Source organism: Ensifer sp. ENS11 (genome assembly GCF_014851895.1).
Classification (GTDB): Bacteria; Pseudomonadota; Alphaproteobacteria; order Rhizobiales; family Rhizobiaceae; genus Ensifer; species Ensifer canadensis.
Genome location: NZ_JACVAN010000002.1, coordinates 35,449 through 51,165, shown reverse-complemented (window position 1 = coordinate 51,165; position 15,717 = coordinate 35,449). Strand labels below are relative to the sequence as shown.

15 protein-coding genes and 4 tRNA genes are annotated in these 15,717 nt (G+C 59.4%); 14 read left to right on the top strand and 5 right to left on the bottom strand.

Translation table 11 applies throughout. The annotated features are described in order from the left end of the window. Positions 1-55: 55 nt before the first annotated feature. Complete coding sequence (locus IB264_RS04350; RefSeq protein ID WP_025426645.1) at positions 56-565, bottom strand: hypothetical protein; 510 nt, start codon at positions 563-565, stop codon at positions 56-58. Between the two features lie 113 nt (positions 566-678). Then, positions 679-1,452, bottom strand: coding sequence for an NAD kinase (locus IB264_RS04345; RefSeq protein ID WP_025426646.1), 774 nt, complete (start codon positions 1,450-1,452; stop codon positions 679-681). A 159-nt stretch (positions 1,453-1,611) separates the two neighbouring features. Here IB264_RS04345 and IB264_RS04340 point away from each other — a divergent pair. Beyond that, positions 1,612-1,687 (top strand) — tRNA-Thr (locus IB264_RS04340). Between the two features lie 119 nt (positions 1,688-1,806). Here IB264_RS04340 and IB264_RS04335 read toward each other — a convergent pair. Further along, on the bottom strand, positions 1,807-2,748 hold the full coding sequence (locus tag IB264_RS04335) for a LysR family transcriptional regulator (RefSeq protein WP_025426647.1): 942 nt from the start codon (positions 2,746-2,748) through the stop codon (positions 1,807-1,809). A gap of 138 nt (positions 2,749-2,886) precedes the next feature. Between IB264_RS04335 and IB264_RS04330 the strand changes: the two genes are divergently transcribed. Together IB264_RS04330 and IB264_RS04325 are read left to right on the top strand one after the other, a co-directional pair. Then, the gene (locus IB264_RS04330; protein WP_025426648.1) at positions 2,887-3,507 is read left to right on the top strand and encodes an FMN-dependent NADH-azoreductase; all 621 of its coding nucleotides are present in this window, start codon (positions 2,887-2,889) and stop codon (positions 3,505-3,507) included. A 129-nt stretch (positions 3,508-3,636) separates the two neighbouring features. Further along, positions 3,637-3,933 carry a hypothetical protein gene (locus tag IB264_RS04325; RefSeq protein ID WP_025426649.1) on the top strand — a complete coding sequence of 99 codons (297 nt, stop codon included), beginning with the start codon at positions 3,637-3,639 and terminating at the stop codon, positions 3,931-3,933. Positions 3,934-4,112: 179 nt separating this feature from the next. On the opposite strand, the gene IB264_RS04320 is transcribed toward IB264_RS04325, so the two are convergent. Continuing rightward, positions 4,113-4,988 carry an RNA methyltransferase gene (locus tag IB264_RS04320; RefSeq protein ID WP_025426650.1) on the bottom strand — a complete coding sequence of 292 codons (876 nt, stop codon included), beginning with the start codon at positions 4,986-4,988 and terminating at the stop codon, positions 4,113-4,115. Positions 4,989-5,206: 218 nt separating this feature from the next. On the opposite strand from IB264_RS04320, the gene IB264_RS04315 reads away from it, so the two are divergent. The 3 genes from IB264_RS04315 to tuf all read left to right on the top strand — a co-directional run bounded on the left by IB264_RS04315 (position 5,207) and on the right by tuf (position 6,836). Then, positions 5,207-5,291 (top strand) — tRNA-Tyr (locus IB264_RS04315). Positions 5,292-5,314: 23 nt separating this feature from the next. Further along, positions 5,315-5,388 (top strand) — tRNA-Gly (locus IB264_RS04310). Positions 5,389-5,660: 272 nt separating this feature from the next. Beyond that, the gene (gene tuf / locus IB264_RS04305) at positions 5,661-6,836 is read left to right on the top strand and encodes an elongation factor Tu (RefSeq protein WP_025426651.1); all 1,176 of its coding nucleotides are present in this window, start codon (positions 5,661-5,663) and stop codon (positions 6,834-6,836) included. An 8-nt stretch (positions 6,837-6,844) separates the two neighbouring features. Here tuf and IB264_RS04300 read toward each other — a convergent pair whose 3' ends face one another. Next, a complete protein-coding gene (locus tag IB264_RS04300; RefSeq protein ID WP_025426652.1) occupies positions 6,845-7,387 on the bottom strand; it encodes a GrpB family protein in 543 nt (180 codons plus the stop codon). A gap of 276 nt (positions 7,388-7,663) precedes the next feature. Here IB264_RS04300 and IB264_RS04295 point away from each other — a divergent pair. The 8 genes from IB264_RS04295 to rpoB all read left to right on the top strand — a co-directional run bounded on the left by IB264_RS04295 (position 7,664) and on the right by rpoB (position 15,715). Then, positions 7,664-7,739 (top strand) — tRNA-Trp (locus IB264_RS04295). 195 nt (positions 7,740-7,934) lie between these two features. Further along, on the top strand, positions 7,935-8,135 hold the full coding sequence (secE, locus tag IB264_RS04290) for a preprotein translocase subunit SecE (RefSeq protein WP_025426653.1): 201 nt from the start codon (positions 7,935-7,937) through the stop codon (positions 8,133-8,135). 16 nt (positions 8,136-8,151) lie between these two features. Further along, the gene (nusG, locus tag IB264_RS04285; RefSeq protein WP_025426654.1) at positions 8,152-8,682 is read left to right on the top strand and encodes a transcription termination/antitermination protein NusG; all 531 of its coding nucleotides are present in this window, start codon (positions 8,152-8,154) and stop codon (positions 8,680-8,682) included. Between the two features lie 208 nt (positions 8,683-8,890). Further along, positions 8,891-9,319, top strand: a complete 429-nt coding sequence (rplK, locus tag IB264_RS04280) for a 50S ribosomal protein L11 (protein ID WP_025426655.1) — start codon at positions 8,891-8,893, stop codon at positions 9,317-9,319. 4 nt (positions 9,320-9,323) lie between these two features. Further along, positions 9,324-10,022, top strand: a complete 699-nt coding sequence (gene rplA, locus IB264_RS04275; RefSeq protein ID WP_025426656.1) for a 50S ribosomal protein L1 — start codon at positions 9,324-9,326, stop codon at positions 10,020-10,022. A gap of 332 nt (positions 10,023-10,354) precedes the next feature. Then, on the top strand, positions 10,355-10,873 hold the full coding sequence (gene rplJ / locus IB264_RS04270; RefSeq protein ID WP_025426657.1) for a 50S ribosomal protein L10: 519 nt from the start codon (positions 10,355-10,357) through the stop codon (positions 10,871-10,873). A gap of 58 nt (positions 10,874-10,931) precedes the next feature. Then, a complete protein-coding gene (gene rplL / locus IB264_RS04265; RefSeq protein WP_025426658.1) occupies positions 10,932-11,309 on the top strand; it encodes a 50S ribosomal protein L7/L12 in 378 nt (125 codons plus the stop codon). A gap of 266 nt (positions 11,310-11,575) precedes the next feature. Continuing rightward, complete coding sequence (rpoB, locus tag IB264_RS04260) at positions 11,576-15,715, top strand: DNA-directed RNA polymerase subunit beta (protein WP_025426659.1); 4,140 nt, start codon at positions 11,576-11,578, stop codon at positions 15,713-15,715. The last annotated feature ends 2 nt before the right edge of the window (positions 15,716-15,717 follow it).

The following is a 15,717-nucleotide window of genomic DNA, read 5'->3' as shown; positions in this document are numbered from 1 at the left end:
TGGCTTAGAGCGTGGCACGCAAAGTGCGCGCGGTCATTGGAGATCGCGATGCGCTTCAGTTCGATGCCCGCTCGACCTTGATGTCGCCGAGATCGTCGATCAGGACCGTCCAACTCTCCGGCTCGCGGGCGGCAGGGTCGGTCTTCAGATAAACGGTCGCGAACATGCCGGGCTGCGCGGTCACGCCTGTGGATGTTTCCGGCCGTATGTCCGTGACATAAGCCCTCAGCGACGAGAATTCCTCGAGTTCGGCGGATGAGACGACTTCCGGCCCAGCGGGCGTCGCCTCGATCTGCTGCAGGTGAATATGTGCGGTGCCGTCCTGTTGCCGCAGCGCGATCAGCTTGTAGTAGCCGCGCCGTGCGCCTTCGGCACTCTTCGGCTTAGTGGTTGCTTCCGCCTGCGTGCCGTTCGGGTCCAGCGCCGAAAGCCGATCGCCGCTTTCTTCCCAGTAGCCTGTGCTGGTGACAAAGGTCACTTCGGGCGAAACCACGCTCGCATCCTCGGCATGGGCGTTCGCGCCGGCCATGGCGAGAAGAAGCGCAAGGAGGAGAGGCTTGTGCATTGCTTTTGATTTCCCGTTCGAACTGCGACGCGGCGCTGGCTGCAAAATTGGTCCTTCGCCGATGATCCGGCGATCGCGGAAATCATACCATATCGCGCGTTCAGAACGTCGGCTCAATTGGAAAATTGCTCGGCCAGGATGCGGTCCGACCAGGAATGATCGGGATCCGAGAGAATGCGGGCGGTCATGTTTTCCGATTCGGCGATACGCACCTTCGCCACCGACTTGACCTCCTGGTGGTCGGCAACGGCGTTGACCGGGCGCTTGTTGGCCTCGAGGATTTCGATCTCGACGGTGACATGGTTTGGCAGCAGGGCGCCGCGCCACCGCCGCGGACGGAACGGGCTGACGGGCGTCAGCGCCAGAAGAGGGGCTTCCAGCGGCAGGATCGGACCATGGGCCGAGAGATTATAGGCGGTGGAGCCGGCGGGCGTGGCCAGCAGCAATCCGTCGCAGGTCAATTCCTCGAGCCGGGTCTTGCCGTCGATGACGACGCGCAGCTTGGCTGCCTGGTAGGATTGCCGGAACAGATAGACCTCGTTGATGGCGAGCGCCGTGAATGTCGCGCCTTCACCGTCAGTGGTCTGCATCTCCAGCGGGTGAAAGGCATTCTCGACGGCATTGCAGATGCGCGCCGTCAGATTTTCGGTGCTGTAGCGATTCATCAGGAACCCGACAGACCCCCGGTTCATGCCATAGACGAGCTTGCCCGAATTCATCGTCTGGTGCAGCGTCTGCAACATGAAGCCGTCACCGCCGAGCGCGACGATCACGTCGGCCTTGTCGGCCTCATGATCGCCGTAGATGGCCTTCAGATCAGCCGCCGCCTTTTGCGCCTCTTCCGCTGGAGAGGCAAGGAATGCGAGGGAAGTGAACGTGCGAGCCATGAATTTTCAGTCCGTTCAACATGTTGAGCATCGCCGCGGTGGCCGAGCCTAGGCTTCGTTTCTGGCACGGCCTGACCCTAAACGCATCTGAAAAATTGGGAGAATTCGCAATTTTGCTTTACACGCTGTGAGATTATGATAACTCCCACCGCTGAAAGTGCCCTTATAGCTCAGTTGGTAGAGCACCTGATTTGTAATCAGGGGGTCCCGGGTTCGAGTCCTGGTGGGGGCACCACTTTTTCAATTACTTGCTGGATTTTTGACCGCCTCATGAGGCGGTCGTGTGCTTTTTGGCGAAATCACCGCTATTGCGGCCAGGCACCACGCGACTTGTCGGCCGGTTGGCACAGCGTTTCAGATATCGAACGTCCCAGCGCCCCGGGGCGTGATCTCTCTGCATTTTTGCAGGGCGTTCAGCAAATTGTCGGCGAGGTAGTCTATCAGGGCGCGCGTCGCCGGCAGCATGCCGTGGCGTGAGGGGAAGACGAGGTGGACGACGACGTCGCCCGAGCTCCATTCTGGCAGCACCGGGGCAAGCACGCCGGCGCGGAAGGCGCGTTCGCAGATGTGGTCGGGCAGCAACGCTACGCCCATGCCCTCGATCGCTGCGCGCTCGAGGATGAGGAAATCGCTGCAGCCGATGATCGGCCGGTGCGAAATTTCGGTGGTGTTGCCTTCGCTATCGACGAGGCGCCAGACGTCGGTGGCGTGCTGCTCGTTCATCGACAGTGTCGGCATCTCGTTGAGATTTTCGATGGTGACGTCGTCGAAGCGGGTGAGCAGGGTGGGGCTCGCCGCCAACCTCTGGCGCACTTCTCCGAACCTGCGAATGATCAGCTGATTGTCGGTGTCCAGTTGATCGCGGGCGCGCAACGCCACGTCGATCCTTTCCTCGATCAGATCGATCCGCCGGTTGGTGGCAGTAATCAGCAGGCGAACGCCGGGATAACGGCGATGGAACGCAGGCAGGATGTCGGCGAGCATCGGCGTGAAGCCGAGCGGGCAGGCGAGCCTGACCGTACCGGTCGGCTCGGCCTTGACGGCGGCGATCTCGGCCTCTGCCACGGCAACGCCATCGAGCAGGCTCTGGCAATGTTCGTAGAAGACGCGTCCGATCTCGGTAACGCGAAGCTTGCGCGTCGAACGCTCCAGCAGCCGGACGCCGAGCTGCTCTTCGAGGCGCGCCACGTGTTTGCTGAGCTTGGATTTGGGGATATTCAGATCACGCGCCGCGGCACTGAAGCCGTTGTTGCGCACGACGGCCGCGAAGAGGGCGAGGTCGTTCAGGTCCTGCATCTATTTCCGTCTCCCATCGCCGATCGCGGTCTCACTGTTTCTATCCGGAAACAGTATGTCAAATAACCGCTGACTTATCGCGCGATTGTTTTCCAATCATATGTGATGCACCGCAACGCCAACACAAAGGTGCTTCACATGAACGTCCTTCACATCGACTCCGGTATTCTGGGTGATCACTCCGTTTCCCGTCGCCTGACGGCGGCGATCACCGCTCAGATCAAGGCAGACCGTCCGGATGCCAAAGTTGCCTACCGCGATCTCGCCACCAGCCGGATCCCGCATCTGACCGGCGCACAGATCATGGCGCCTGCCGATCTCGCAGGTGTTGACGCCGACCTGGCTGCCGAAGTCAAGATCGGCCGCGAGATGCTCGAAGAATTCCTGGCTGCCGACACTGTCATCGTCGGCGCGCCGATGTACAACTTCTCCATTCCGAGCCAGCTCAAAGCCTGGATCGACCGTCTCGCCGTGAACGGCAAGACCTTCCGTTACACCGAATCTGGCCCGGAAGGCCTCGCCAAGGGCAAGAAGGTTATCATTGCTTCGACCCGCGGTGGCCACTATTCCGCCGGCCCGGCTTCGGCGATGGATCATCAGGAATCCTACCTGAAGACGGTCTTCGGCTTCTTCGGTATCACAGACGTCGAATTTGTGCGCGCCGAGGGCCTGAACCTCAGCGCCGACTCCAAGCAGTTCGCGATCGCCGAGGCAGAAAAGACCATTGCCGAAGGCACTGTCCTTCGTCTGGCCAGCTAAAACAAGAGTTCATCGGATCACGTCAGTGGTCCGATGAAGGGGCGTTGGCCCCATTGCGGACGGTGCCGGTTGAGCATGCAGCCGGCATTGTCCGTTTTCGTGTCAGCGGATCTGTATTATGATGCGCTCATGAAAGACCGGCGGAGAAGGCCCTTGGCTGTCATCGCTGCGGTGGTCGCGCTGGTGGCCGCCGATGTCGGGTATGCGTCGCCGCCGGACACGCGCTGCACCTGCCGCAATCGCGATGGCTCGAAATACGAGCTCGGGCAGATCGCCTGCCTGCGCGTCGGCGGCATTTCCTATCTTGCGCGCTGCGAGATGAACCTCAACGTCACCACCTGGAAGAAGCTTCGCGACGGATGCCCGACGGCGAGCAATCAGAGCCTATGGCTTCGAGTTGACGAAGATATAGCGACGCGTTTCTGACGACAGCAACGGCGTGCATCGCAGCTGCTACACGGGGATCGGTTCCCCAGCGTCGAGGTAGACACCCGCGGATGCTTCCGGTATCGCCAATCAATGGCTCTATTCGGCGGGCTAGCCTCTCCGGCTTCAAGTAGCCGGAGAGCTTCACAGGTGTTTGGCGATCTTAACGACCGGCCGTCTTATTTGCTCAGGAACTGACGCGCCGCATACATGGCGATCGCTGCCGCATTCGACACATTCAGCGACTTGATTGCGCCGGGCATGTCGAGGCGGGCGAGCGCCTTGACGGTCGACCGTGTCTTCTGCCTGAGACCCTTGCCCTCCGAACCAAGCACCAGCGCGACCTTGTCGCCGGCGAAGGTGCCTTCGAGCGGGGCCGGTCCTTCCGAATCGAGCCCGATCGTGTGGAAGCCGAGGCGGTGCAGTTCGTCGATCGTGTCGGCGAGATTGGTGATCTGGATATAGGGGATCATTTCCAGGGCGCCGGAGGCTGATTTCGCAAGAACGCCTGATTCGGTCGGGCTGTGACGGATGGTGGTGATCAAGGCGCCAGCATCGAACGCAACGGCCGAACGCATGATCGCGCCGACATTGTGCGGATCGGTGACCTGGTCGAGCACGAGAATGAGCCTGGATTCGCTGAGTGCCTCGAGCTTGCGCAGCGGCAGCGGCTTGGTTTCAAGCATCACGCCCTGGTGAATGGCGTCGGGCCCGAGGATCTTGTCGAGGTCCTGCGGCGCCACGGTCTCGACCGGGAAGGGAAGTTCGGAGAACTCGCCGAGCTCCAGACGCGTCGCAGCGTTCTGGGTCACGCACAGGCGAACGATCTTGCGCGCCGGGTTGTCGAGTGCCGCGCGAACGGTATGCAGGCCATAGAGCAGCACCTGTTCGGGTGCGAGCACGGGCGGCTTCCAGTCGCCCGGCTGCTTGCGCCAGCGATCCTGCTTTGGCGTCGGAATTTCTCCGCGCTCGCGCTTGGCGTCGCGGTGGGCGCGTCTGAGAGTGGCGTAATGGGTGTTCTTGGCGCTCTTGTCGCCCGTATCATCTTTGCTCATGCCTGCCTTATAGAGCGCTTCGCTTGGCCTGGGAACGGAATTCGATAGTGGTGGACAAAGCGGACCTGTGGAGAATTTCACAAATTTTCCGTTCTGGCGTGTTGACAGGAGCAAGGCGGGCCGTCATATACCCGGCGCAGATCGAGAGGCGGCAACGACAAATCGCTGGATGTCTCACGATCTCAAATGCTTGGTCGACTTGATCCCGACAGAATAATGGAGGGATGCCCGAGTGGTTAAAGGGGACGGACTGTAAATCCGTTGGCTCAGCCTACGTTGGTTCAAATCCAACTCCCTCCACCATTCTGCTTCTGGATCGAAGGCCCGCGGGTATAGCTCAATGGTAGAGCAGCAGCCTTCCAAGCTGAATACGCGGGTTCGATTCCCGCTACCCGCTCCAGCAGCGCGCTGACGTTTTCTCCTTTTTAATGCGACGCTTCAACTGCTCATCGTAAGCTGTTGTTTGTTCTTTCGTCACGCGACGAAGTGATTCGGGAATCTGCCCGGCTTGCATCTTCGATGCGCCATTCTTACATGAGGTAGGAAAAGGCGGCCGTGGCCGGTCCGGGCGTACGCAATTAAGTCTTGCGCAAATCCCTTGAAACCCTTAAACGGCTCCACAAACCGGCCCCGCCGGCTGATCAATCATACTTGACCACAGGAAACGTACCCATGGCAAAGAGCAAATTTGAGCGCAACAAGCCGCACGTTAACATTGGCACGATTGGCCACGTTGACCATGGCAAGACGTCGCTGACTGCAGCGATCACGAAGTACTTCGGCGAGTACAAGGCGTACGACCAGATCGACGCTGCTCCGGAAGAAAAGGCCCGTGGTATCACGATTTCGACGGCTCACGTTGAGTATGAGACGGCGAACCGTCACTACGCGCACGTCGACTGCCCCGGCCACGCCGACTACGTCAAGAACATGATCACCGGTGCAGCGCAGATGGACGGCGCGATCCTGGTTTGCTCGGCTGCTGACGGCCCGATGCCGCAGACCCGCGAGCACATCCTGCTTGCTCGCCAGGTTGGCGTTCCGGCCATCGTCGTGTTCCTCAACAAGGTCGACCAGGTTGACGACGCCGAGCTTCTCGAGCTCGTCGAGCTTGAAGTTCGCGAACTGCTGTCGTCCTACGAATTCCCGGGCGACGACATTCCGATCATCAAGGGTTCGGCACTTGCTGCTCTTGAAGATTCGGACAAGAAGATCGGCGAAGACGCGATCCGCGAGCTGATGGCCGCTGTTGACGCCTACATCCCGACGCCTGAGCGTCCGATCGACCTGCCGTTCCTGATGCCGATCGAAGACGTGTTCTCGATCTCGGGCCGTGGTACGGTTGTGACCGGTCGCGTTGAGCGCGGCATTGTCAAGGTTGGCGAAGAAGTTGAAATCGTCGGCATCCGCGACACGTCGAAGACGACGGTTACCGGCGTTGAAATGTTCCGCAAGCTGCTCGACCAGGGCCAGGCCGGCGACAACATCGGCGCGCTGATCCGTGGTGTTAACCGTGACGGCGTTGAGCGTGGCCAGATCCTGTGCAAGCCGGGTTCGGTCAAGCCGCACAAGAAGTTCATGGCCGAAGCCTACATCCTGACGAAGGAAGAAGGCGGCCGTCATACGCCGTTCTTCACGAACTACCGTCCGCAGTTCTACTTCCGCACGACGGACGTGACGGGTATCGTTACGCTTCCGGAAGGCACGGAAATGGTTATGCCTGGCGACAACGTCACGGTTGCCGTTGAGCTGATCGTTCCGATCGCGATGGAAGAAAAGCTGCGCTTCGCTATCCGCGAAGGTGGCCGTACCGTCGGCGCCGGCATCGTTGCTTCGATCGTCGAGTAATCTCAGGGTTATTTCGCTTCAAAAAGGCCCCGCTGGAAACAGCGGGGCTTTTCGTTTTGAGCCCGACGCAGGACGCCGGCGATGAACTCGCTCTTTCCGCTGGCGTAGATGTCCCAATTGCCTCTTGCCTGGATGATCAGTTTCCGTTTGAGCAGTTCGTACTGTCGCGCGACTCCCGTGTGTCGGCGCAGGTAGTCGCGAAACAGGATGCGCGCTTGATGCGCGTGGTTGTCAGGCCCGCATATATAGAGGCGGGTACCATAGGGCGCCCCGCTCATGGTGAGTGTCCATAGGCCATTGCCGTAGGGATCTCCGTGGAAGTGATAGCCGGCCGTAGCCGCGCTTTCGAGCGCTACCGGAATGTCGCCTTCAGATTGAAGGACGGCGTCGATATCTATCTTCGGCTTGGCCGCCAGTCCGGGTACGGCTGTGCTGCCAACGTGTTGAATGTCGGCAATGAGTGGCGCCAGGAGGCCTGCGATGACGCGGCGACGCGCTGCAAAATCCTCTGGCCAGAACGGATCATATTCAACCAGGCGGATATCAGTCATAGGTTTGCCTTGTCGCACTCGACCGATTCGCAATCCTATCTGTTGGCTTCGAAACGGTGCTCGAAAATCGCAGAGGAGGAGGTGGCATCATTGAAAACAATGCGTTTTCGCTAGGTCATATGGCGGGCGAGCGGCCGTCTGGGCGGAGGGGGGAAGACTTGATTGAGGATTTTTGCTCTTTTCCGTCAAAGACGCTTGTCATCGCCCGATAAACTGAATAATAAGCCGCTGACTTGATGCGCTGACCGGTTCGAGAATGACCGGCTGAAGCGATCTAGGGGTATAGCTCAGTTGGTAGAGCGGCGGTCTCCAAAACCGCAGGTCGTCGGTTCAAGCCCGGCTGCCCCTGCCATTGCCTTCGCCTTTGCAAGCGGCTCAAAGCCGGGTAAGGTGGAAGGAGGTCGGATAAGCCGACCATCGAAATTCACAGAAAAGACCGAATGCCTCTTGTGATTTGTAGAATCGGTCTTTATGTAGGGTCCAAACAGACACGCGGTGCGTGGGGCTGAATCATCGGCTTTACGCGCCGTAATGGCGTGAGCATTACATGGCATCCAAAACGAATCCGTTTACGTTTCTGCAGCAGGTTCGCTCAGAGGCGTCGAAAGTAACTTGGCCATCCAGGCGCGAGACGATGATCTCGACGCTGATGGTTTTTGTCATGGTCTTTTTTGCCGCTGCCTTCTTCTTTGCTGCGGACCAGTTGATGGGTTGGCTGATTGGCCTAGTCCTCAACGCTGGCGCTTGATTGGGTGGAGGGTAGTATGGCTGCACGCTGGTATATTGTTCACGCCTATTCGAATTTCGAAAAGAAGGTAGCTGAATCGATCGAGGAAAAGGCCAAGCAAAAAGGTCTTTCGCATCTGTTCGAGAAGATCCTTGTTCCGACCGAAAAGGTTGTCGAGATTCGCCGCGGCCGCAAGGTTGATGCCGAGCGCAAGTTTTTCCCGGGTTACGTCCTGGTGCGCGCCAACCTGACGGATGAGGCCTTTCACCTCATCAAGAACACGCCGAAGGTCACCGGTTTCCTCGGGACCGACAGCAAGCCGGTTCCGATTCCGGATCATGAAGCCGATCGTATCCTCGGCCAGGTCCAGGATGGCGTCGAGCGTCCGAAGCCGTCCGTCTCCTTTGAGATCGGCGAGCAGGTTCGCGTCTCGGATGGTCCGTTCGCCTCGTTCAACGGCATCGTTCAGGATGTCGACGAGGAGCGGTCGCGCCTGAAGGTCGAGGTTTCGATCTTCGGTCGTGCGACCCCGGTCGAACTGGAATACGGCCAGGTCGAGAAGGTCTGAGAAGATCAAAAGAGATTGGGCAAGTCGTTTAGGCCTGCCCTGGCGGAGAAATCCGCATGCGCGTGGAAGGACGTCGGCCTTAGCCGGGACGAAGGGTCCGCACCACGCAACCGCAGCCGCCGATCCCTGATCGGCTACATGCCGGGAAACCGGCGCAACAGTTCCTCGTTTCGATCCGTCGCGATGAGGCAATGAGAGGCAGAGAGAAATGGCTAAGAAAGTTGCAGGCCAGCTCAAGCTGCAGGTGAAGGCAGGGTCGGCCAATCCGTCCCCGCCGATCGGTCCTGCACTCGGTCAGCGTGGCATTAACATCATGGAATTCTGCAAGGCGTTCAATGCCGCCACGCAGGAAATGGAAAAGGGTATGCCGATCCCGGTCGTCATCACCTATTACCAGGACAAGTCGTTCACCTTCGTCATGAAGCAGCCGCCGGTCAGCTACTTCCTGAAGCGTGAATCGAAGATCACGTCCGGTTCGAAGACCCCAGGTAAGGCCAAGGCTGGCTCGATCACCAAGGCTCAGATCCGCACGATCGCAGAGGCCAAGATGAAGGACCTCAACGCGGCCGATATCGAAGGCGCAATGGCAATGGTCGAGGGCTCTGCCCGCTCCATGGGCCTGGAAGTGGCGGGCTAAGACCATGGCGAAGATTGCAAAGCGTGTACAGAAGTCCCGCGAGGGCATCGACCCGACGAAGATCTACGGCCTCACCGAAGCCGTATCGCTGGTCAAGGAACGTGCAACTGCCAAGTTCGACGAGACTGTTGAAGTCGCGATGAACCTTGGCGTTGACCCGCGCCACGCCGACCAGATGGTTCGCGGCGTCGTCAACCTGCCGAACGGCACGGGCCGCACGGTTCGTGTTGCCGTGTTCGCACGTGGTGCCAAGGCTGATGAAGCCAAGGCTGCCGGTGCAGACATCGTCGGCGCTGAAGAGCTCGTCGAAATCGTTCAGGGCGGCAAGATCGACTTCGATCGTTGCATCGCGACCCCGGACATGATGCCGCTCGTCGGCCGCCTCGGTAAGGTTCTCGGCCCGCGCGGCATGATGCCGAACCCGAAGGTCGGAACGGTCACCATGGACGTTGCCGGTGCCGTCAAGGCATCCAAGGGCGGCGCCGTCGAATTCCGCGTCGAGAAGGCTGGTATCATCCACGCCGGCATCGGCAAGGCTTCGTTCGACGCCAAGGCTTTGGAAGAAAACATCCGCGCCTTCGCTGACGCGGTCGTCAAGGCGAAGCCTGCTGGCGCCAAGGGCAACTACGTCAAGCGCGTAGCGATTTCGTCGACCATGGGCCCGGGCCTGAAGATCGACCCGGCAACGCTCAGCGTCGCCTAATGAATTTCGGGCTTCGGCCCGAGCAATAATTTCCGGCCCTTCGGGGCCGGAAATCCGGATCTCGATCCGGAACTCCTGTCCGAGATTGCGGGTGGTTTTACCTTAATCACTTCGGCCTGCATGAGACGGGTAAGATCTGAATTTCACGATGACGCCGGAGGCGTCGAAATTCGGTTCGAGCCTCGCTTGCCTTGTGTCAGACCCGGCTTTCCGGGAACGCCAAGGGACAGGATCCTCAAGCGTTACTTGGGATCTTTTTTGAGATCCCTGGTGACAAAGGCAAACCCGGCAGGGGCTGCAGTTCATGCAACCCTGTCAACTGGAGACAGACAGTGGAAAGAGCGGAAAAACGCGAATTCGTCACGGAGCTGAACGAAGTCTTCAAGGCTTCCGGTTCGGTTGTCGTGGCCCACTATGCTGGTGTCACAGTTGCGCAGATGAACGACTTCCGTTCGAAGATGCGCGCTGCTGGCGGCACCGTCAAAGTCGCGAAAAACCGCCTGGCCAAGATCGCTCTTCAGGGCACCGAGTCGGAAGGGATGACAAATCTCTTCAAGGGTCAGACGCTGATCGCATTCAGCCAAGACCCGATCACGGCTCCTAAGGTCGTCATGGATTTCGCCAAGACCAACGACAAGCTCGTTGTTCTCGGTGGTTCCATGGGAACAACCACGCTCACCGCCGAAGCAGTCAAGTCGCTTGCGACCCTGCCTTCGCTGGACGAGCTGCGCGCAAAGCTGCTGGGCCTTCTCAATGCCCCGGCAACCCGCGTTGCTACGGTTGTTGCAGCACCGGCAAGCCAGCTTGCCCGCGTGTTCGCCGCCTATGCCAAGAAGGACGAAGCCGCCTAAGGCGGATTTTCGCTGTTGTATTTAAAACCAGTTCGAACCGAACAAAAGGAAAAGTAAAATGGCTGATCTCGCAAAGATCGTTGAAGACCTCTCCTCGCTGACCGTCCTGGAAGCTGCTGAGCTTTCCAAGCTGCTCGAAGAGAAGTGGGGCGTTTCTGCAGCTGCTCCGGTAGCTGTTGCTGCTGCTGGCGGCGCCGGTGCTGCTGCTCCGGTCGAAGAAGAAAAGACCGAATTTGACGTTATCCTCGTTGACGCTGGCGCCAACAAGATCAACGTCATCAAGGAAGTCCGCGCCATCACCGGTCTCGGCCTCAAGGAAGCCAAGGACCTGGTCGAAGGCGCTCCGAAGCCGGTCAAGGAAGCCGTTTCGAAGGCTGAAGCTGCTGACCTCAAGAAGAAGCTCGAAGACGCTGGCGCCAAGGTTGACGTCAAGTAATTCGGCGTTTTGCAAGGGGAGGTGGCCATTTCGGCCGCCTCTCTTTGACCGTTTTTAGAACATATTACCCAAAAGCCTGTCGCAAAACGGCTTTTGGGTAATGGGTTCTTCAAGAGGATGGTCTCGAACGGAATTCAGCACAGCAATCCGCGCTGGGCGTTTTCCGCAAGTTAGACGAGATTGAACTACTCATTGATTGACGGGGTCGACTGGCCATCGGTTCCCGTCCGTTGCAGGCCCGGATGCAAGATTGACAAGGAGCGACGATGGCTCAGACCCTTTCGTTTAACGGTCGCAGGCGCGTACGCAAGTTTTTTGGTAAAATTCCAGAAGTCGCAGAAATGCCGAACCTCATCGAGGTTCAGAAGGCATCCTACGACCAGTTTCTTATGGTTGAAGAGCCCAAGGGCGGACGCCCTGATGAGGGCCTTCAAGCCGTTTTCAAATCGGTTTTCCCGATCAAGGATTTCTCCGGCGCTTCGATGCTCGAGTTCGTGTCCTACGAATTCGAACAGCCGAAGTTCGACGTCGAAGAATGCCGTCAGCGCGATCTGACCTACGCAGCACCGCTCAAGGTGACCCTGCGCCTGATCGTGTTCGATATTGACGAGGATACCGGCGCGAAGTCGATCAAGGACATCAAGGAACAGAACGTCTACATGGGCGATATGCCGCTCATGACCGACAACGGTACCTTCATCGTCAATGGCACCGAGCGCGTTATCGTTTCGCAGATGCACCGCTCTCCGGGCGTGTTCTTCGACCATGACAAGGGCAAGAGCCACTCTTCCGGCAAGCTGCTCTTCGCTGCCCGCGTGATCCCGTATCGCGGTTCCTGGCTCGACATCGAGTTCGATGCCAAGGATATCGTCCACGCCCGTATCGACCGCCGCCGCAAGATCCCCGTGTCTTCGCTTTTGATGGCGCTCGGCATGGACGGCGAGGAGATCCTCGACACCTTCTACACGAAGTCGCTCTACCAGCGCGACGGCGCTGGCTGGCGCGTGCCGTTCCAGCCGGATGCGCTGAAGGGCCAGAAGGCGATCACCGAGATGGTCGACGCCGATACCGGCGAAGTGGTTGTCGAAGCTGGCAAGAAGCTGACGCCGCGCCTGCTGCGCCAGTTGCAGGACAAGGGTCTCAAGGCCCTGAAAGCGACCGATGACGACCTCTATGGCAACTACCTTGCCGAAGACATCGTCAACTTCTCGACCGGTGAAATCTACCTCGAAGCAGGCGACGAGATCGACGAGAAGACGCTTCCCGTCATTCTGTCGGCCGGCTTCGACGAAATCCCGGTTCTCGACATCGACCATATCAATGTCGGCGCCTACATCCGCAACACGCTGACCGTAGACAAGAACGAGAACCGTCAGGATGCTCTGTTCGATATCTACCGCGTAATGCGTCCGGGCGAACCGCCGACCATGGATTCTGCGGAAGCCATGTTCAACACGTTGTTCTTCGATGCCGAGCGTTACGACCTCTCGGCCGTCGGTCGCGTGAAGATGAACATGCGTCTCGACCTTGAAGTGGCTGATACCGTTCGTATCCTGCGCAAGGAAGACATCCTGGCTGTCGTCAAGATGCTGGTCGAGCTGCGTGACGGCAAGGGCGAAATCGACGACATTGACAACCTCGGCAACCGCCGTGTTCGTTCTGTCGGCGAACTGATGGAAAACCAGTACCGCCTTGGTCTGTTGCGCATGGAGCGCGCGATCAAGGAACGCATGTCGTCGATCGAAATCGATACCGTCATGCCGCAGGACCTGATCAACGCCAAGCCGGCTGCCGCCGCCGTCCGCGAATTCTTCGGCTCCTCGCAGCTGTCGCAGTTCATGGACCAGGTGAACCCGCTTTCGGAAATCACCCACAAGCGCCGTCTTTCGGCACTTGGCCCGGGTGGTCTGACCCGCGAGCGCGCAGGCTTCGAAGTCCGTGACGTTCACCCGACGCACTACGGCCGTATCTGCCCGATTGAAACGCCGGAAGGCCCGAACATCGGTCTGATCAACTCGCTTGCAACCTTTGCCCGCGTCAACAAGTACGGCTTCATCGAAAGCCCGTACCGTAAGATCGTTGACGGCAAGGTGACGAACGACGTCGTTTATCTCTCCGCAATGGAAGAAGCGAAGTACCACGTCGCCCAGGCAAACTCGGTTCTCGATAGCGATGGTGCGTTCTCGGAAGAGTTCGTCGTTTGCCGTCATGCCGGCGAAGTTATGCTGGCACCGCGTGACAACATCAACCTGATGGACGTTTCGCCGAAGCAGCTCGTTTCGGTCGCCGCGGCGCTCATCCCGTTCCTGGAGAACGACGACGCCAACCGCGCACTGATGGGCTCGAACATGCAGCGTCAGGCCGTGCCTCTGCTGCGCGCCGAAGCTCCGTTCGTCGGTACCGGCATGGAACCGGTCGTTGCCCGCGACTCCGGCGCTGCCATTGCAGCCCGTCGTGGCGGTGTCGTCGACCAGGTCGATGCGACCCGTATCGTTATCCGCGCCACCGAAGACCTCGATCCGTCGAAGTCGGGCGTCGATATCTACCGTCTGCAGAAGTTCCAGCGTTCGAACCAGAACACCTGCGTCAACCAGCGCCCGCTGGTCACCGTCGGTGACGTTCTGAACAAGGGCGACATCATTGCTGATGGTCCGTCGACCGATCTCGGCGATCTGGCACTCGGCCGCAACGCGCTCGTCGCGTTCATGCCGTGGAACGGCTACAACTACGAAGACTCGATCCTGTTGTCCGAGCGCATCGTGCGTGACGACGTGTTCACCTCCATCCACATCGAAGAATTCGAAGTGATGGCGCGTGACACCAAGCTGGGTCCGGAAGAAATTACCCGCGACATTCCGAACGTTTCGGAAGAAGCGCTGCGTAATCTCGACGAAGCCGGCATCGTCTACATCGGTGCTGAGGTTCAGCCGGGCGATATCCTGGTCGGCAAGATCACGCCGAAGGGCGAAAGCCCGATGACGCCGGAAGAAAAGCTTCTGCGCGCCATCTTCGGTGAAAAGGCTTCCGACGTGCGCGACACGTCCATGCGCATGCCCCCGGGCACGTTCGGCACCGTCGTCGAAGTTCGCGTCTTCAATCGCCACGGCGTTGAGAAGGACGAGCGCGCGATGGCGATCGAGCGCGAGGAAATCGAACGACTGGCCAAGGACCGCGACGACGAACAGGCGATCCTCGATCGTAACGTCTACGCACGTCTCGTCGACATGCTGCGCGGTCACACCGCGGTTGCAGGTCCGAAGGGCTTCAAGAAGGGCACTGAGCTGTCCAACCTCGTCGTCAGCGAATATCCCCGCTCGCAGTGGTGGATGTTTGCCATCGAAGACGAGAAGGCTCAGGGCGAGATCGAAGCGCTTCGCGCCCAGTACGACGAATCCAAGTCGCGCCTTGAACAGCGCTTCATGGACAAGGTCGAAAAGGTCCAGCGCGGCGACGAAATGCCTCCGGGCGTCATGAAGATGGTCAAGGTCTTCGTCGCTGTTAAGCGCAAGATCCAGCCGGGCGACAAGATGGCCGGCCGTCACGGCAACAAGGGTGTCGTGTCGCGTATCGTGCCGATCGAAGACATGCCGTTCCTGGAAGATGGTACGCACGTCGACGTCGTTCTGAACCCGCTCGGCGTGCCTTCGCGCATGAACGTCGGCCAGATCCTCGAAACCCATCTTGGCTGGGCTTGCGCCGGCATGGGCAAGAAGATCGGCGCGATGCTCGATGCCTACAAGGCAGGTGCCGATATCCAGCCGCTGCGCGACACCATCGACAGCGTCATCGGGTCGGGCCCGAAGGGTGAGCCGATCAAGCAGTACGACGACGAGTCGATCGTACGGCTTGCCGAGCAGACCCGTCGTGGCGTTTCGATCGCGACGCCGGTCTTCGACGGTGCTGTCGAAGCTGACGTCAACGAGATGCTGGAGCAGGCGGGCCTGAAGGTAACCGGTCAGTCGACGCTTTATGATGGCCGTACCGGCGATCAATTCGACCGCCAGGTGACCGTCGGCTACATCTACATGCTGAAGCTGAACCACCTTGTCGACGACAAGATCCACGCCCGTTCGATCGGTCCTTACTCGCTCGTCACCCAGCAGCCGCTGGGCGGCAAGGCGCAGTTCGGCGGTCAGCGCTTCGGGGAAATGGAAGTCTGGGCGCTCGAAGCCTACGGCGCCGCCTACACCCTGCAGGAAATGCTGACGGTGAAGTCGGACGACGTGGCCGGTCGTACGAAGGTCTACGAAGCGATCGTCCGTGGCGACGATACCTTCGAAGCGGGCATTCCCGAGAGCTTCAACGTTCTCGTCAAGGAAATGCGCTCGCTGGGCCTCTCGGTCGAACTCGAGAACACCAAGGTCGACGAACTCGGTGCAGCGCAGCTGCCTGACGCAGCCGAATAAGA